Source organism: Streptomyces zagrosensis (assembly GCF_014203645.1).
GTDB lineage: Bacteria > Actinomycetota > Actinomycetes > Streptomycetales > Streptomycetaceae > Streptomyces > Streptomyces zagrosensis.
Genome location: NZ_JACHJL010000001.1, coordinates 414,875 through 432,835, shown reverse-complemented (window position 1 = coordinate 432,835; position 17,961 = coordinate 414,875). Strand labels below are relative to the sequence as shown.

Sequence of the window (17,961 nt, the reverse complement as noted above, 5' to 3'; positions counted from 1 at the left end):
AAGGATATTCGTATGTCTGCTCGACGCACTCTTCTGAAAGGCACCCTATTCGGGAGTGCCGCCGCCCTGCTGCCCACGGCTGTGTCCGCCTTCGGTGGCGGCCCGTTCCTCCGGCTGCCCGCGCCCGCCGGCCCGTACCCCGTAGGCATGCAGACGGTCCATCTGACGGACCCTGTCCGTACCGACCCATGGGTGGGTGGCGTGCGGGAGTTGATGCTGACCGTCCTGTACCCGGCCCGATCGGTACGCGGCTTCTCCCGGGCCCCGCAGCTCACCCCGGACGAGGCCGGGGTGTTCGCCGAGTACGCGCCGCACGTTCATCCGGGACTGCCGGAGCCGGGAGCGGTGGACTGGGGCGCGGTCCTCACCCACGGGTACGTGGGCGCGCCGCCGCTGCCCGGGCGGCGGCCGGTGCTGGTGTACTCACCAGGCGGCGGTGATTCCCGCACGCTCGGCACAACCCTCGCCGAGGACCTGGCGAGCCACGGCCGAGTGGTCGTCCTCGTCGACCACCCCGGTGACGCTTCTCAGGTGGAACTGCCCACCGGGATGCGCACGACGGTCCTGATCGGACCACCGGACCTGGTGACCTTCCGCACGATGGTGGACACCCGGATCGCGGACCTCCGCCTGGTCCTGGACCGGCTCAGCGACCTGCCACTCGCACCGGTCATGGACCTCTACCGGATCGGTTTGTACGGGCACTCCGCAGGCGGCACGGCGGCGGTGTACGCGGCCCGTCGCAACCGTAGGGTCGGCGCGGTGGCGAACCTGGAGGGCTATCTCGACCTGTACCCGTCGGTCGGCTTCGACCGGCCGCTGCTGCTGTGCCGCACCGACGGATTCGAGGGTGCCGCCCGTATTGAGTCCTCCTGGGCGACGCTTCCTGGCCGCCGCGTGCTGCTTGCCGACGCGAACCACTGGGCGTTTACCGACTACGGCCCGCTCGGCGCACGGCTCCAGACCGCGGGCCTGGTGACACCGACAGTACGGGCCGCGCTTATCGGCACCGGCGACCCGGCTGTGACCCTCGCTGAGGTACGACGCCGGGTGAGGACCTTCTTCGCCCACCATCTGTCGTAGCGGAACTACGAGGAGACGGCCGGTGGCCTGTCCAGTGGACCCGGACTCTCCGTGCTGGAGTACGCGCGGCCGGGCGACACCGTGCACATCTCCGAGGTGTTCCGCCTCATTCGCGGCACCGGGCGCATCGCCCGGTCCGCGATCCGCTACGGCGGTTCCGCTGCCGCTGAGGGGACGCGCGGGCGCGCCGCCGCAATGAAAGCGCCGCCGAGCCCGCCAACTCCAAGCCCGCCGCCCCGGGGCCAGGGCTCCGGGGCGGACGGTCGTCAGTGTGGTCAGTCGTCGATGTGACCGGTCAGTCGTCGAAGTGGATGAGGGAACGCACCATGTGGCACGTGGTGTCGGACGGCGGATGCACTCCGATGCGGACCGCGATATTGCGTATCCGGCGGTTGGATGCCTGCTCTGGGCGGTACACCCCGGCGTGCAGCAGGGCGATGGCCAGACGCATGGCCTTCAGGCGGCGGTGGTGGGTCTCGTACCACTCACGCGGGTGCCCGGCTGGCATCCGCTTCTTCGGCAGCGTCGGGAAGCTCGGCAGGTCCGGCAGGTACGGAAGAGGTGTTGCGGCAACGGCCATCGGCGTCCTCCAGAGGCGGTCGTTTGCCCTCTCTCTTACTCCTTGTATTTTACGCCAGGACACTGACAATCGCCCCAGGCCAGACGGGGTTTGGCCGAGGTGGAGGGGAGCGGTTGGGGGTACGGTGACGGGCATGGAGATCTGGATCAATCCGGCCTGTTCGAAGTGCCGCGGCGCCCTCGCTCTACTCGATGAGGAAGGCGCGCGGTACACCGTCCGTCGCTACCTCGATGACGTGCCGAACCACGAGGAGATCCGCGCCGTGCTCGACCGACTCGGGCTGGAGCCTTGGGACATCACGCGGACTCAGGAGGCCACCGCGAAGGAGTTGGGGCTGAGGGACTGGCCGCGCGATGCGGATGCGCGCGGCCGTTGGATCGCGGCGCTCGTACAGCACCCCACATTGATCCAGCGCCCGATCATCACGGCGGATGACAACTCGGCCCTGGTGGCACGTACGGATGAGGCGGTACGGGAAGCGATCTCCCGTTCCAAGGACTGAGCCAGCGCACGGCGAGATGCGGCGGTTGCGGCAGGTCGCAGCGCCCGGCGAGTGCACGGGCGCAGGGGCGCTGCCTGCGCCGTTGAGCCGGCGTGGAATTCGGGCCCGCGGGTCCGGTACGGAAGGGGTGCGCCGGCCTCCACGGCCCGGGCCGTTAGCCCAACGCCGGTGCCTCGTGCTCGGTCGGCGGCGGGGTGGGTGGCTCAGCCGACGACGGCGGGGACGCGGAGGGGGATGCGGCGGCGGACGCAGACGCGACAGCCGCAACGGAGGGCGCGGGGTGCGGGACTGCCGGTGGCACGGTGGACGGCGCTGCCGGCGTTGTCGGTGCTGGCGTTGTCGGTGCCGGCGGCGTTGCAGGGGCCGGTGCCGACCGGGGCACCGCGGATGTCAACGGCTCAGTCGCGCGCCCAATGGCCAGCGGGTTGGCGCCGTAGGTGATCCGGATGACGCCATCGGCGTGCCGCTCGGCGACGGCCTGGACACCGAACACCTCGCGCAGGACCTCGGTGGTCAGCACGTCGAGCACCGGGCCCGCCGCCGCCACGGTGCCCTCGTTCAGGACCACGAGGTGGTCACAGAGCCTGGCGGCGAGATCGAGGTCGTGCAGGACGGCGAGTGTGGTGGTGCCGGTGCCGCGGATGAGGTCGAGGAGTTCGAAACGGGCGCGGATGTCGAGGTGGTTGGTCAGTTCGTCGAGGACCAGCAGCTTCGGGCGCTGGGCCAGCGCGCGGGCGAGCAGTACCCGCTGGCGTTCGCCGCCGGACAGGGAAGCGAAGTCCCGGTCCTCCAGCGTGCGGGCGCCGCAGGCGTCCAGGGCCTCCTCCACCGCCCGATGGTCATCGGCGCCGTCTCGGCCGAGCAGCCCGTGGTGGGGGGTGCGGCCCAGGGCGACGATTTCCTTGACACACAGACCCACCGCGGTGCCGGCGCTGTCTTGCAGGACCGCGGCGGTACGTCGGGCCGCGGCGCGAGCCGGCAGTTTCCATACGTCGTCGCCGGCCACGCGCACCACGCCCCGGGCCGGGCGCAGCGACCGGTAGACGGCGCGCAGCAAGGTGGACTTGCCGCTGCCGTTGGGACCGATGAGTCCCACGATGTCGCCCTGTTGGGCCTCCAGGCTGACGTCACGCAGGATGGGCTGATGATCGAGGACGACGTGCAACCCGTCCACGGTGAGCTTCATGCGGTCCTCACGCTCCCCATCCGGTGTCCAAGGCAGTCGCTCCCGTTCTCAGTGGTCGAGCCGTGGCCCCGGGCCTGCGTCAAGGTCCCGGGCCGGCGTCGAGGCCCCATCGCAGCCGGGGGCAACGTCAGGTCCTCGACCCCCACGCCGAAGGCCAGTGTGCGTCCCGGGCTCGTATCGTGCCGCTCATCCGGCATCCAGACTCCTGTTGCGGCGCAGCAGCCACAGGAAGAAGGGTGCCCCGAACAGAGCGGTGAGGATGCCGAGCGGCAGTTCATTTGGCCGGTTAACGGTGCGCGAGAGCAGATCGACGACGACGAGGTAGATGGAGCCGACGACGGCGGCGAGCGGCAGTAGCCTGCGGTGATCGGCGCCGACTGCCAGGCGTACCAGATGCGGGATCATCAGCCCCACGAAGCCGATGCCGCCGGCGACGGCGATAACGGTGCCGGTCAGCAGCGAGGACAGCACCAGGAGCACGGCGCGCAGCCGGTGTACGTCCACGCCGAGCGCGGTGGCCGATTCATCACCGGCGAGCAGCGCGTTGAGCTGGCGGCCGAACAGCGCCAGAAATAGCGTGCTGCCGATGACGACGGTGCTCACCAGGCCGAGCTGGTTCCATTTGGCGCCCGCGACGCTGCCGAGCATCCAAAACATCACGGAGCGCAGTTCGGTGGGCGTGGCCTGGAGCTGGAGGTAGCTCGTACCGGCGAGGAAGAGATAGCCGACCGCCACGCCGGAGAGCACCAGTCGGGTGGGGGCGACGCGGCCTCGGGTCTGGCCGAGTACGAAGACCAGGGCGACGGCGATCATCGCCCCGGCGAACGCGGCGGCCGATACGCCGAGCCCACCGAGCGCGCCACCGGCCATGGTGATGACCATGACGGCGCCCAACGAGGCGCCGGAGGAGACGCCGAGGACGTACGGGTCGGCGAGCGGGTTGGCCACCACCGCTTGCAAGACCACTCCGGAGACCGCGAGCCCGGCGCCGACGAGTGCGGCGAGCACCACACGGGGGGTGCGGAAGTTCCATACGATCTGGTCGAGCGCGGGGTCGGCGGCGGAGCCGCTGCCCGTGAGGTGGTGCCACACGATCTGCCAGACATCGGCCACCGGGATGGTGACCGCGCCGATGCTCACGGCCACCATCATCGTCGCCGCGAGCACGGCGAGCAGGGCAACGAGCAGCGGGGCGGTGGGAATCTTGACGATACGCGGGCCACGCGGGCCCTTGACCGGGTGCGACGGGGGCGGCGGGCGCTGTTCCTTGGCGGGTGCGGGCGAGGTGTCGGCGGTCCGCGCGGCGAAGACGCGCAGCAGTACGCGACCGCGCGCCCGTGCGAGGCCGCGGGACAGCGTGGCTTTACGCGCCCGTGCGAGGCCGCGGGGCAGCGCGGCAGCACGTCGCGGTGCGAGGCCGCGGGGCAGCGCGAACGGGAACGGCACGGCAAGCGCATGAGACAGCGGTGGCAAGCGGGACACTAGGGGCGTGCGCGCGGTGCGCTGCCACGCGCTGGTGTGCGCGCTCACCGGTCCCCCAGCGCCTCCGGATGCAGCATCTTGCCGAGCTTGTCCACGGCCACGTCGTTGCTCGGTCCAAGGTAGATCGAGTCGGAGAGCACGATGTACCGGTTGTTCTTGGCGGCCGGCCACTGGGGGAACTCCTTGATCAGCTTGCGCGCGTAGGCTGCCGGGTTCTTGTCCTGGTACCCCATCACCACCAGCGCGTCCACGGGTTCGGCCGCGACCTTCTCCTTGCTCAGATCCGCGAAGGTGTTCTTGGTGGCCGATGAGAAGGCGTTGGTGCCGCCCGCCTTGGCGAGGATGTCATTCCAGATGCCGTTGGCCGCTACCGAGCTGAAGTCGTTGCCGCCCATCGACATGTTGGAGAAGACCACCATGACCCGGGGCTTCTTCTTGTCACCCTTGGCCTGGATCTTGTCGCTGACCTCGGCGATTCGCCGCTTCGAGTCGGCGATCAGCTTCTCCGCGCGCTTTTCGACCTGGAAGATCTTGCCCAGGTCGCGCAGCAGTTGATAGCTGTCCTCGATGGTCATCTTGGAGGTGTCTTCGTCGCAGCCCTCCGGTGAGATGTAGCTGTTCGCGGCGACCGTGGCGAGGTCGTCGCGAGTGGCGAAGCCGTTGCCCGAGGTGAATGCGTACCCGGTGGTCCCCAACACCAGGTCGGGGCGGAGTCCGAGCATCGCCTCGCGCGCGATGCCGAATGCGTCGTTGGGCTTGATACCACCGTCCGGCAGCTCTTTGATGGCCTTGGCTCGGCCTGCGACCTCGGAGGCTCCGTACCACTGCTGGTTGGCCACGATGCGGTCACCGAGGCCAAGGGCGAGCAGCGCGGAGACCTCGGCCACCGAGGCGCCGTTCGTGACGACGACGCGGCTGGGCGCCTTGGTGTACGTGGTGGTGCGCCCACAGTTCTTCAGCGTGACGGGGTAGCCGGCGCCGGAGCGTTCGCCCTTGCCTGCATTCTCCGTGTCCGTGGACGACGAACTGCCGCCGCAGGCCGCCGTGACCAGGCAGAGCGCTCCGGCCAGCACCGCGATGGCGGGCCGTTTCCTATGCATGCGGGCTCCTCGGGATGGTTCGGACTCCGCCTCAGTAGTCGGGGCGGAGTCCGCCCGGGTTCCCGACTTGGTCTAACCAGCCGCGACTGGCTCTGGTCGATCATCGCCCGTGGGGCGAGGCAGGATTCCGGTTTTTACGCAGTGGTCCAGATAACGGAAAACCAATGACCGGTCGATGGCTGGGCAGCTGATGCCGGTGCCCGCGAGGCCGCGCAGCACGTTGTCCGCCCGGATTTCCCCGAGTCCCAACTCGGGCTCCGCCGCGCCATTCGCCTCATCGGTGGCCGCGCCTGACTTCCCCGGTCCCTCCTCCGAGACCGTCTCAAGCTTTCCGCCGGTGGCCACTGCCCCGCCCTTGTCTGCCCCGCTTGCTTCTTCCGCACCGCCGAAGGTGTCGAAGAAGGCGAGTGTGGTCGTCGCCACATCGGCGGCCCGCGGCAGTTCGGTGCGCCACTGGCCCAGCGGCAATTGGCGTACCGGATAGCCGTAGGCCCGTACCCACGCATACAGGTCATTGAGCCGCAACTGAGGCGCGGGCGCATGGTTGTACACCACGTCCGCGTCCGGCCCACCGCTCAGCGCGAGCCGAACGACGGCGCGCGCCACGTAGTCCACCGGGGTCCACACCTCGGCCTCGAAGAGGTCGGGCACGATGCCGGCGGGGATGCCCGCGCGCAGCACGCTCCAGACGAAGTCGCGCTCGTTGACATAGCCGGTGTCGGGGGCGCCGACGATCCGGCCCAGGCGGTGCAGGGTGACCGGAAGACCGCGCTCCGCGGCTTGTTCGAGGAGCCGCTCGGAGGCCCATTTGCTCTGCTGGTAGCCGTAGATGAGCCCGGCGTGCGGCGGAAAGAACGCCTCGGGGACCTCGGGGCTGTGGCTGTAGGGCGGGGCCGTGGAGAGCGTGGAGATCAGATGGAACGGAACGCTGCGGGGCGCTGCCAGGCGCAGCAGTTCCCGGGTGGACTCGGTGTTGGCGCCCCGCAGGCTGGAATATTCGCGCATGATGCTCACCGTCGCGGCGTTGTGGAACACCGCGTCGCAGCTTGCGGAGAGTTCGGCCAGCCGCGCCGGGGCGAGGCCCAGGTGAGGTTTGCCGAGATCGGCGGGTTCGGCGACGATCCGCCGTGCCGCCTCGCCCACGGTGAGCTGCTGATCGTCCAGCGCCTGGCGGAGCCGGGCGGCGGCCTGCTCGCGGTCGGCCGCGCGTACCAGGCAGACCACCTCGGCGTCCGTGCTGGCCAAAAGCTCGGCCAGCAGATGGGCGCCGACGAAACCGGTGGCGCCGGTGAGCAGCACCTGGCGCGGCGGCGCAGCGCGGTCCACGGGCACGGGCCGCCTGGTGTCGGCGCTACCCGCGGGCCCGGTGGACTTGTTGGCAGCCCCGCCTGCGGACTCGGCGTCCGTCGTGGGAGCGACGCCGCTCCTTGTGCCGGGCACGATGTCGGCCGCTAGCACGGCATCGCGAGCGACCGCCGCGACGGCGGCGGGCAGGCCGGCGGGGATGCCGGCAGTGGCGTCGGCCGCGGCCAGCTCCTCGCTGGCCGGGCCCTGCGCCGCTGCCCCGGATGTGGCCGCGGCACCCTGCGCAGGTCCGCCGCCCGCGCGTTCGTCGAGGAAGGCGGCCAGCTCGCCGGCCGTGGGGTACTGGAAGAGCCAGGCCACCTTCACCTCGCGCGCCAGCTCCACGCCGAGCCGGTTGGCGACCTGGATGGCTTGGAGCGACTGGGCGCCGAGGTCGAAGAAGTCGTCCTGCGGAGCGATGTGTTCGGTGCCCAGAATCTGCTCCCAGACGCCGGCGATGGCCCGCTCCAGCGGATTGCCGCCGGGCTGCGCCGCGGCCTCGTCGGCGCCCCGGCCGGTGGCCGGGGCATCGAGCGCGGTGAGCGCATTACGGTCGATCTTGCCGGAGCTGGTCAGTGGCAGCCGCTCGTGGAAGGTGAGCGCGGAGGGAATCATCGCGGCCGGCAGCACCGCCCGCAGCCCCTCGCGTACCGCGGTCGCCTCCGGCGCCGTGCCATCGGCCACGAGGTGGGCGACGAGCCGGCGGGTGCCATCGGGCAGGATCTGCCCGACCACGGCGGCCTCCCGAATGCCCGGGTGGCGCAGCAGGGCCGTCTCCACCTCGGTGGGGTGCACCCGATGCCCGCTGATCTTGAACTCGCCGTCCACCCGGCCGATGAACCGCAGCAGTCCGTCGCCCGCGAGCCGCACCAGGTCGCCCGTACGGTACGCACGCGGCGCCCCGTCCAGCGCGGCCAGCGGGGCGAACCGCGCGGCGTCGGCCGTGTGCGCGCCCCGGTAGCCACGGGCGAGCGCGTCGCCCACGAGGTGGAGCTCGCCCACCGTGCCGGGCCCGCCCGCATCGGTACCGGGGCCGTCCGCCACCGGTACCAGGACGGCCCGGGTGCCGGGCAGCGGGCGGCCGATGGGCACATCGCCCGGGGCCAGTTCGGGGGCGTGCAAATCCGCGACGGTGGCGACCACGGTGGCCTCGGTCGGACCGTAGGTGTTGAACAGCCGCACCGAGGTACCCACCGCCCGCCGCCATCGATCTACGCGCTCGGGCACGGCAGCCTCGCCGCCGATGATGACGGTGCGTACGGCGGCGGGCAGGGTGGCGGCGCCGGTGGACAGCGCGTACGCCATCTCGTGCCAGTACGCCGTGGGCAGGTCGAGGACGCTGATGCGCAGCCGCTCGCAGGCGCCGGTGAGCGTGGGCACCGACTCGGTCATCTCGTCGGTGCGCACGACCAGCGTTGCGCCCGCGCACAGGGTCAGGAAGATCTCTTCGACGCTGGCGTCGAAGTGCAGCGGAGCGAACTGCAAGACGCGGTCTTGCGCACCGAGCTCATAGCGCTCGGTGGCGCCGGTGACGAAGTGGGCCAGCGCGCCGTGGCTGATCTCCACGCCCTTAGGCGCGCCGGTGGAGCCCGAGGTGTAGATGACGTACGCCAGGTCGTCCGGCGCGACGGCCGGCGGCGCGACCTTGCCATCGGCAACAGGATCGGCACCGAAAACGGCATCGGCATCGGCATCAGCTTCGGCCTTGGCCGTGGCTTCCGTGCGTGCGGTGGCATCGAGCAGCACCACCGGCACCGCCCTGGCGCCCCCTGGCAGCGGCACGGCACGTTCTCCGGGCCCGCTCTTTTCCTTGGCCCTGCCGGCACCTTCGGCCTCACTGGTCCCGCCGGATTCAGCACCGGGCAGCTTCGCCGCGTAGGCGGCGGTGGTGAGGACGGCGCCGGCTTCGGCGGCTGCCAGCAAGGCGGTGGTACGCGACGTGGGCGCGCCGGGGTCCAGCGGGCAGTAGGCGGCGCCTGCGTACAGCGTGCCGAGGATGGCGGTCACGGCGTCGATGCCGCGCGGCAGGGCGATGGCCACCAGCGAGCCGGGGCCGAGCCCGCGCGCGGTGAGCAGGTTGGCCACCCGGCGTGCCGCAGTGGTCAGTTCGGTGTAGCTCATCCGCTGTTCGCCGTGCTCGACGGCGGTGGCCGCACCCTGGGTCGCGGCCCGCTCGGCGATCCGGTCGAGCACCGGACGAACGCTTTCGCGCAGCGGTCCGCCGTCGATGACAGGCAGCGCGGCTGTGCCGCCCGCAGCTCCTGCCGCTGAGCCCGGGGCCGACCGGCCAGCACCGGCCACAGCGGCCCCACCCGTAACGACGGAGGTGGCAGCAGCGGAGCCGCCAGCCGGGCCCGCCACTTCGGACAGTGGCCGGTGCGGCTCCGCGAGCGCCGCACGCAGCAGCGCGAGCAGCCCCCGCTGATGCCCCGCCAGATCACTGACGCTGTACAGCTCGGGGTTGGCGTCGAAGGCGAAGCGCAGGCCCGCGCCCTCGGCCCGGTCGTAGACGTTGACGGAGAGGTCGTCAACGGGGCCTGCTGACACGTTGTGCACGGTGCTGGGGTGACCGGCGAAGCGCAGGTCGTACTCGAAGGGCATGATGTTCACGCCGGGGCCCGACAGCCGTTTCTTGCCGCCGATCAGCTTGAGGTCGCGCCGCAGATGCTCGTAGCGGTAGCGCTGGTGCGGTAGGCCCGCGCGAAGTTCGGCGGCCACCCGCGGGGCGAGGTCGGCGAGGCTGTCGCGGTCACCGATCGGCACCCGCAGCGGCAGTACGTTACGCACCATGCACGGCACCCGCAGCGACACCGAACCGAGCCGCCCCATCACGGGCACGCTCAGCACGGCCTCGGCGGCGCCGCTGACCTGCTGGATGTAGCACGCGGTGCTGGCGAGCAGCACATCCGACCAGGTAACGGACAGCTCGGCGGCGACCTTGCGCAGCGCGCCGACCTCGTCCGCGGCCAGGTCGGTGACCTGCCGTAGGAAGTCGCGGGCGGGCAGCCCGGAGTTGCTGGTGAGGCTGGGCACGGCCGGCCGGTCGGCGTACCGCTGGGTCCAGTACGCGCGGTCCTTCTCGCGCCGGGGCGAGTTCTGGTACGCGTGTTCCTCGTCGCGGACCGACTGGAACGTGCCGAAGCCGCTGTCGCCAGCGGCCTGGTCCGAGGCCAGCGCGGTGTAGACGTCGGCGATGCGGCGGGCGACGAGGGACAGCCCGAAGCCGTCGAGTGCGATGTGGTGGACCCGGTGATACCACCAGTGCTCATGGGTGCCGACCCGGAACAGGGCGTGCTCGAAGACCGGTTCGCGCTCCAGATCGACGGGGCGTGCCATGTCGCGGGCCATCCACGCCAGCGCGGCGGCGCGCGGCGCCGCCTCGGGGGTCAGGTCGGCGATGTGCGGGCGCCAGTCGGTGGCGGGCGTGGTGACCTGCCGGGGCCGGCCGTCGATGACGGTGAAGCGGACGTTCAGCGCCTCGGTTTCGGCGATCACCTGGTGCAGCGCCCGTTCGAACGCCGCGGTGTCCACCGAGCCCGCGATGCACACGTACTCGGCCGTGTTGAAAGCGGGGCTTTCCCGGTCGAGTTGCTGGCCGGTCCAGATGCCTTCCTGTGCGGCGAGCAGCGGATGGTGCTCCCCCGCCGGCACCTGCTGCCCTGCGGGCCCGTCGCTTGCGGTGCGTTCCGGGCTTTTGGTCTGCTTCGTGCCGTCAGGCTTGGGCATGTTCGGCTCCCGACAGGCGTTCCGACAGGAGGTCCCACCATGCGGCGAACGAGGTGCGTTCGGCGAGCTCCACGAAGCTCACCTCGGCGCCCGCCGCGCGCCAGCGTTCGGCGAGGCTGACGATGCGTAGCGAGTCCAGGCCCGCGTACAGGGGGTTTTCGCTGAGGTCTACTTCATCCGGCTGCTGGTGCAGCACCTCCGCGAGGTCGGCGCGGAAGGTCGCCAGCGTCAAGGGCTCAGACATGTCGTTCTCTCTTGGGTAGCGGGTGCGGGGGGCTGCGGCGACGGCGGTCAGTTGACCTTGCGCTCCGCGTCCTTCCAGAAGCGGTCGCGCAGTTCGCGGCGGAGGATCTTGCCGCTGGGGTTGCGCGGCACCTGATCGATGAACTCGTAGTGGGCGGGCAACTTGAAGCTGGCGAGCCGTTCCACCAAGAAGCGGTGCAAATCCCTGGGGGTGGGCTGCTGGCCTGGGGCGACGACGACGAAGGCGTGGATGGTTTCGCCCCAGCGTTCGTCGGGCGCGCCCACCACACATGCCTCGGCTACCGCGGGGTGCCCTTCTAGGGCGCCCTCGATCTCGGCCGGATAGACATTCTCACCGGCGACGATCACGGCGTCCTTGATTCGGTCGCTGATGAAGACGTAGCCGTCCTCGTCCAGATATCCGGCGTCCCCGGTGTGAATCCACTCGCCGACGAGCGTCTCGCGCGTCTTGTCCGGCAGGCCCCAGTATTCGATCATGCGCGCCGGGGTGGCCAGGCACACCTCGCCTACGCTCCCGGTCGGCAACGGCTCCCCGTCGCCATCGATGATCTTGGCGCGTACGCCGGGGTACGGGTGGCCCGCGGCCTTCATCCGGGGGTGGCCGGGGATGTGGGCGGCCGGGGGGAGGCAGACGGCCGTGTTGCCGGTCTCGGTCAGCCCGTAGATCTGGGCAAACTCACAGCCGAACATGGCCAGGCTCTGCTCCAGCAGCGCCTCGGAGATGGGCGAGCCGCCGTAGACGATCTTGCGCAGGGTGTGGAAGTCCTCGGGGGCCATGCCCGGCTCGGCGAGCATCATGCGCAGCATGGCGGGCACCACGCAGGCGGTGGTGATGCCCAGTTGCTTGATGAGGGCGTTGGCATCGTGGGCGGCGAACGCGCGCATCGCGACGACGGTGACGCCCGCGTTGAAGTTCTGCGTCGCCCACCACAGGCCACCGACGTGGAACCCGGGGATGCCGATCAGCGCGATGTCACCGGCGCGCCAGTCGATCCAGTCAAGGCCCTCGGAGGCGAGGGCGTCGCGGATGGCGAAGAAGCTGCGGTGCGCGAGCACCACGCCCTTGGGTAGCCCCGTGGTGCCGCTGGTGTAGATCTGGGCGACGGCGGTGTCCTGGGTCACCTCGCAGCTCAGGTCGGTGTCCGGGTGCGCGCGCTTCCAGGTGGCGAAGTCGGTGGCCGCGGCGGCGGGCGCGCCACTGGGTGCGGCGTCGGTGCGTCCCGCGGCTGGGGTGGCGGTGCGTCCCGCCGCTGGAGTGGCGGTCGGAGAGGTGGCGGTACCGGGAGGCGTGGTGGCTGCCTGCGTGGCGCCGGTGGTGCCCAGCCGAACCACCGTCGCGGGGGCGGCGTCCGGCAGCCGGTCGATGACCGGTGCGAACTCCGCCTCCAGGAACAGCAGTTCACTGCCGGAGTCGCGCAGGATGTGGCTGACCTCGGGCGCGGTCAGCCGCCAGTTTATGGGGACGAGCACGGTCTCGCTCTTGGCGCAGCCGAAGAGGATCTCGTAGTAGTGCTCGGACTCCTTGCCGAGGTAGGCGACGCGCGTGCCGGGGCCAAGGCCAGCGGCCTTGATGGCGTGCGCGATGCGGTTGCTCTCCCGGTGAAGTTGCCCATACGTCAGGACACGGCCCTCGCACAGCACGGCCGGGACGTCCGGCTGGCGCTCGGCGTGAAAGCGTGCCGTCTCGTCGAGGGTGTGCAGGTTCGGGTGGTGAAGCCTGCTGTCCGCTGTACGCGTCATCGTGGAATCGGCCATGTCCTGCGCCTCCGCATTCGGTCCGTGGTGCGGGCCGCCGCCCGTTCCGGCGGCGCGCACCACGGCGGGTGTTATTGCTGTGTGAAGGTGACGGCTAGGCGACGTTGACAAAGGCGAGGGTGACCTCGCCGTCGCAGCGACCGCCGTCGGCGTCCCAATACCGGTACGACGTCTCGGCGAACAACATGGGATTGCCGCCGCCTGGCGTACGCCGGGTAATGGAAAGGAAGGTCATCTCACCGGAGAATGAACGGGGGTTGATCGGCCGCCGGAAATTGCTGCCGAATCTTGCGATGAGAATGTCTGGAAGCTGGTGCCGCCAGTAGTCCTCCATCGTCCAGGAGGCAAACCCCGGCATGAGCCCTTCCTGCACGGACTTGGCGACCAGGTAATACATCATCTGGTTGTAGCAGATGTTCACCTCGACCGCGTTCAGATGCCCCGTGTCGTCGATATAGCACGACTCCGGAATGGCGAACGTGCAGCGCGCCGTGCCATGCCCGGCACTGGTGCCGACCTCCGCGGAGAGCAGGTACTTGCAGTTCTCCTTGTACGGGCGCAGCACCGGGGCGAGGAGATTCTCGTCGGTGGGATACCACTCCGGCGCCGAAGGCGGAGTGCCGACGGCCTGATCGGTGGCGTGCGGGCTCATCAGGCCGCGATTCCGTCGAAGAGCTTGCGCTCGTCGTGCACGGTGACCCGGAAGGAGACGGTCGGCTCCGGAGCGGAGGTGTGCAGGGCGCGGTGGATGAGGCTGCGGTTGTCCCAGACCAGCAAGTCGCCCTTCTCGAAGCTCTGGAGGTGGATGTTGGGGTGCGTGAAGGTTTCGTCAAGCTGCCCGGTGGCCTCGAAGAGCTCGTGCAGCAAGTCGGTCTCCAGCGGCTTGCCCTCCGCGTCCTGGATGTCCACGGTGAAGCCCTCGCTGAGGTAGAGCACCGTCTCCCCGGTCATCGGGTGCGTGAAGGTGGTGGGCTGCACCACCGGCGGAGTCTTGGTCTCGACCTCCTCGATGATTTCGGAGATCGGCCGGTAGACATCGTGCGGGCGAATCTTGAAGTACTTGCGCACGGAGTGCTTGCACTGCGTGCCCGCTGCCGCCTTCTTCAGGTTTTCGGGCAGCGCCTCGTACGCCTTGCCCATGTCGATGAAGTAGGTGCCGCGGTTCTTCTGCGGAATGACCTGCGGGTAGATCAGGGTGATGCCGAACGGGTCCGGCATGAACATGTAGTCGGCGTGCCAGAACTTGCCGGTCTTCGGTACCCCGATCTGCTTCCCGTCCTTGGGAACGTTCGAGGAAACGAAGATCTCCTCGACCTCGGGGTGCTGGTACATCGGCTCGTAGTAGGTCTCCGGACGACCGAGCCGCTTGCCGAGCTCCAGGAACTGCTCGGGCGAAAGGTCCTGCCCCTTGAGGACCGCGATCTTCTGCGTGTAGATGGCTTCCTTGAGTTTTTTGATATCCGCCTCGGAAGCACTGGCGTAGTTGAATCCGTGCACGGCGGCGCCGAGCGTCTTGCCTTCCTGCGGGATGATCTCCATGGTGACTGCCTTTCGGGGAATGGGTGAAGCCGCGGTGATCAGAAGTGGCTGGGAAAGGGCGCGTACGGCTATGAGGCGAGCCGTTCGTCAATGAGCTTGGCGGTCGCGCCGAGACTGAGGTCGGGGTGCAGCTCGTTGTCCTCGATGCTGACGCCCAGTTCACGTTCGACGTGCATGCTGATCTCGACGAGAGTCAGCGAATCGACGTCGAGCTCCGCGTAGGTGACATCCGGGGTGATGTCACCCGGCGGCGCCTCGTGCAACTTGGTCAGCAAGGCGATGAGCTGGTCATAGGTGGCGCTCATGACGCGTGAGGTCCTCCCTCTTCTGCGGGTGCGGATACAGGTGTGACTGTCGTGGGTGCGGACGGCGTACGAGGTGCCAGGGTGGGCCAGCTCAACAGGCACGAACCCCAGGTCAGGCCGCCGCCGAAGGCGGTGAGCAGAACCCGGTCGCCGGGCTCGATGACCTTGCGCGCCGCCGCGTCCGCGAGCGCCAGCGGAATGGAGGCGGCACCGGTGTTGCCGACCGACTCGACGTTGGAGACGCACCGTTCAGGCGGTAGACCGAGGTCGTCGGCGACCGCGCGCAAGATGCGCTGGTTGGCCTGGTGGGGCACGAAGTGATCGACCTCGTCCACCTTCCAGTCCGCGGCGGTGAGCGAGGCGCGGGCCGATGCCGACATGCGGGTGATGGCGTGTCGGTAGACCGCCTTTCCCTGCATGGCGAAGTGCCGATCGGCGCGGCTGACCTCACCCGGTGTGGAGCGCTGGCGGGAGCCGCCCGCCGCCACGATGATCAGTTCTTCCCCGGCGCCGTCGCTGCCGAGGTCGAAGTGGCCGATGGCGCCCGGCTCTTCGGAGTGTCCGGCGCGTAGCACGACCGCTCCGGCACCATCGCCGAAGATGATCGCGTTCGTACGGTCATCCGGGTCCACGATGGCCGAGTAGGTGTCCGCGCCGATCAATAGGACCCGGGTTGCGACACCCGCTGTGATCAGGCCGGCGGCCGAGGCGAGCCCGTAGACGAACCCGGTGCACACGGCGCTCACATCGAACGCCGCCGCGCCCGTGAGGCCGAGCCGGTGGGCCACCAGCGGGGCGGTGGCCGGGCAGCTCCGGTCGGGGGTGGTGGTGGCGACGACGAGGGCGTCCACCTGGGCGATACCGGCCGACTCCAGGGCCCGGCGACCGGCCTCGACGGCGAGGTCCGAGGTGGCCTGACCGGGTTCGACGAAGTGCCGCTGACCGATACCGGTACGCGTCCTGATCCACTCATCACTGGTGTCAAGACGCTGCGACAACTCATCGTTGGTGACGATGCGAGGCGGCACCCAACCTGCGAGCCCACACAGTACGGCGGCGCGCTCTCGCCGTCCGCCAGCCGCCCGCGGGCCGGACGGGTGCGGTCGATCGTCGGGTTCGGGGGGTGGGTCGGCGCTGGGCACAGCGGTCTCCTCAATCGGCATGCACGGGGTGAAGGTGAGGTGATGAGTAGGGGAAGGGGAGCCCGCCCGAGGCGGCGGGCGGTGAACGTGGGGCTGTTGGGCTAGCGACCGTTACCGGCCTGGAGCCCTCCTCAGCGCGAGGAGCACCAGCGCCCCGCAGCAGATTCCGGCCGCGATCAGATAGCTGACCAGGCGAATGCCGTCGATCAAGCCATCGTGCAGTGCAACGCCGCTCAGTCCGTCACTGTGCGTGTTGGCGACGGCGACCAAGATGGCGAGGCCAACGGCGCCGCCTACCTGGAGCGTGGTGGAGGCGAGCCCCGAGGCGATGCCCTGGTCGCCGGGGGCGACGCCGGAGGCGGCCACGATCCACATGGCGGTCCAGGCCGCCCCTTGACCCAGGCTCAGCAGTACCAGGCCCGGCACGAGGCGTCCGTAGGAGCCGTCGTCGGTGAAGCCCACAGCGAGCGCAGCGGCTCCGGCCGCGCCGAGCAGCATTCCGCCGAGCAGCGTGACGCGCACACCGAAGGCGGCGATGGCCCGCTCTCCGACCTGGGTTCCGGCCGCAACCATCACGGCCGGCAGCAAGAAGGCCAGGCCCGTATTGAGCGCGCTGTAGCCGTGTACGACCTGGAAGTAGCGGGTCAGGAAGTAGGGGACCGAGGCGAAGGTGGCGTTGAAGACGGCGGCCAGTGCCATGGCGGCCACCAGCGAGCGGTGCGCGAACAGCCGTGCCGGGGTGAGCGGATCGCGGGTTCGCGTTTCGATGACCGCGAACGCGACGAGCAGCAGCAGCGCGCACAGCGCGCAGCTCACCGTGGAGGCGCTGGACCAGCCCGCATCGGGCCCGCGAACCAGGACGAAGACCAGCAACGTGATGCCCGATGTCGCGGTCAAAGCGCCCAGCACATCGAAGTCCCGCTTACGGGACAGCGGCGGGTCGGCGGGAAAGAGCAGCCACCCGGCGAGCGCGATGGCCCCGGCCAAGGGGACGTTGACCAAGAAGACCGATGGCCAGTCGAACGCCTCCACCAGCACGCCGCCAAGCAGCGAGCCGAAGCACAGCCCGCCGGCTCCGGCCGCACCCCAAACGGCCAACGCCTTGTTACGGCGCGGGCCTTCCTCGTAGATCGTGTTGATCAGGGAGAGGGTGGCGGGAAAGAGCAGTGAGCCGCCGATGCCCTGCACGGCACGCACGGCGACCAGCAGCCAGGCCGTGTCGGACAGGCCACCGATGAGGGAGGAGACGGCGTACAACATGGCGGCGAGGACGAACATCCGACGTCGGCCCAGCAGGTCGGTGGCCCGGCCGCCGAGTAGCAAAAAGCCGCCGGTGGCCACCACATAGGCGCTGACCACCCACTGCAAGTCCTGCTCGGAGAAGCCAAGGCCGTCCTGAATGCTCGGCAACGCGACGTAGACGATGTTGAAGTCGAGCGCGATGACGAGTTGCGCGGCAGCCAGCACGAGCAGGGACAGCCCGAGGCGTTGGCGTGGTGGCGCAGACGACGACGTAAGTGCGGACATTCTCAGACATTCCCCCCTAGGAACCTACCGAAAGCGCAACAGCGGTTCCCCATGCCTTGTGCGACGGATCATCACTGCGGTGCCAAACGCTGCACCGCACACCGAAATGACCGGCTTGGGCGGTGGGCCTCGCCAACCCAGGGCCCCTGGTCTAGGACGCCTGGTTCATATGCCGGCGGACGGCTCGTTGTGGATGCTTGCTCACGCCTTCCGGTGCGGCAAGCGTTCGACTTTCTTTTCGGCCTGGCTCAGATTCCGGTTGCGGCTCCGGTTAAAGCGTCACCGAGCGTCAGCATGTAAAGCTGAAATCAGCCACCTGAAGAGACGCATTCTCTCCCCTTCTTCCACCCGGCCGGCCGGCGACCCAGGGCGTTACCCAACGAGAGAGTCAGCGAAACACCACCCAGCTTCGCGCTTTTTGCCCGG

General features: G+C 69.7%; 13 protein-coding genes and 1 pseudogene. 2 read left to right on the top strand and 12 right to left on the bottom strand.

Annotated elements, in window-relative coordinates; all coding sequences use genetic code 11:
* Positions 1–12: 12 nt before the first annotated feature.
* On the top strand, positions 13–1,083 hold the full coding sequence (locus FHS42_RS01865) for an alpha/beta hydrolase family protein (protein WP_184568691.1): 1,071 nt from the start codon (positions 13–15) through the stop codon (positions 1,081–1,083).
* 295 nt (positions 1,084–1,378) lie between these two features.
* Here the strand turns inward: FHS42_RS01865 and FHS42_RS01860 are convergent, their stop codons facing one another.
* Positions 1,379–1,663 carry a hypothetical protein gene (locus FHS42_RS01860; RefSeq protein WP_184568690.1) on the bottom strand — a complete coding sequence of 95 codons (285 nt, stop codon included), beginning with the start codon at positions 1,661–1,663 and terminating at the stop codon, positions 1,379–1,381.
* A gap of 133 nt (positions 1,664–1,796) precedes the next feature.
* Here FHS42_RS01860 and FHS42_RS01855 point away from each other — a divergent pair, with 133 nt between their 5' ends.
* Complete coding sequence (locus FHS42_RS01855) at positions 1,797–2,165, top strand: ArsC/Spx/MgsR family protein (protein WP_184568689.1); 369 nt, start codon at positions 1,797–1,799, stop codon at positions 2,163–2,165.
* Positions 2,166–2,580: 415 nt separating this feature from the next.
* Here FHS42_RS01855 and FHS42_RS01850 read toward each other — a convergent pair.
* From FHS42_RS01850 to FHS42_RS01800, 11 genes and pseudogenes are all read right to left on the bottom strand, one after another.
* Positions 2,581–3,351, bottom strand: a pseudogene (locus tag FHS42_RS01850) (ABC transporter ATP-binding protein); the annotation flags it as partial.
* 186 nt (positions 3,352–3,537) lie between these two features.
* Positions 3,538–4,503 carry a FecCD family ABC transporter permease gene (locus FHS42_RS01845; RefSeq protein WP_184569038.1) on the bottom strand — a complete coding sequence of 322 codons (966 nt, stop codon included), beginning with the start codon at positions 4,501–4,503 and terminating at the stop codon, positions 3,538–3,540.
* A 374-nt stretch (positions 4,504–4,877) separates the two neighbouring features.
* Positions 4,878–5,933, bottom strand: coding sequence for an ABC transporter substrate-binding protein (locus FHS42_RS01840; protein WP_184568688.1), 1,056 nt, complete (start codon positions 5,931–5,933; stop codon positions 4,878–4,880).
* Positions 5,934–6,005: 72 nt separating this feature from the next.
* Positions 6,006–11,003: a thioester reductase domain-containing protein gene (locus FHS42_RS01835; RefSeq protein ID WP_184568687.1), complete on the bottom strand. Its 4,998-nt coding sequence runs from the start codon at positions 11,001–11,003 to the stop codon at positions 6,006–6,008.
* Positions 10,990–11,247, bottom strand: a complete 258-nt coding sequence (locus FHS42_RS01830) for a phosphopantetheine-binding protein (protein ID WP_184568686.1) — start codon at positions 11,245–11,247, stop codon at positions 10,990–10,992. The genes FHS42_RS01835 and FHS42_RS01830 overlap by 14 nt, the downstream gene beginning before the upstream one ends.
* 47 nt (positions 11,248–11,294) lie before the next feature.
* Complete coding sequence (locus FHS42_RS01825) at positions 11,295–13,022, bottom strand: long-chain-fatty-acid--CoA ligase (protein ID WP_221475944.1); 1,728 nt, start codon at positions 13,020–13,022, stop codon at positions 11,295–11,297.
* Between the two features lie 94 nt (positions 13,023–13,116).
* Positions 13,117–13,674 (bottom strand): (2E)-enoyl-ACP glycyltransferase, encoded by a 558-nt coding sequence (gene scoD, locus FHS42_RS01820; RefSeq protein WP_184568685.1) that lies wholly within the window; start codon positions 13,672–13,674, stop codon positions 13,117–13,119.
* The gene (scoE, locus tag FHS42_RS01815; RefSeq protein ID WP_184568684.1) at positions 13,674–14,561 is read right to left on the bottom strand and encodes a (3R)-3-[(carboxymethyl)amino]fatty acid oxygenase/decarboxylase; all 888 of its coding nucleotides are present in this window, start codon (positions 14,559–14,561) and stop codon (positions 13,674–13,676) included. The genes scoD and scoE overlap by 1 nt, the downstream gene beginning before the upstream one ends.
* Before the next feature lie 68 nt (positions 14,562–14,629).
* Positions 14,630–14,866 (bottom strand): acyl carrier protein, encoded by a 237-nt coding sequence (locus tag FHS42_RS01810; RefSeq protein ID WP_184568683.1) that lies wholly within the window; start codon positions 14,864–14,866, stop codon positions 14,630–14,632.
* Complete coding sequence (locus FHS42_RS01805; RefSeq protein ID WP_246494153.1) at positions 14,863–15,915, bottom strand: beta-ketoacyl-ACP synthase III; 1,053 nt, start codon at positions 15,913–15,915, stop codon at positions 14,863–14,865. The genes FHS42_RS01810 and FHS42_RS01805 overlap by 4 nt, the downstream gene beginning before the upstream one ends.
* Positions 15,916–16,119: 204 nt before the next feature.
* The gene (locus FHS42_RS01800) at positions 16,120–17,535 is read right to left on the bottom strand and encodes an MFS transporter (RefSeq protein ID WP_184568681.1); all 1,416 of its coding nucleotides are present in this window, start codon (positions 17,533–17,535) and stop codon (positions 16,120–16,122) included.
* Positions 17,536–17,961 lie beyond the last annotated feature (426 nt).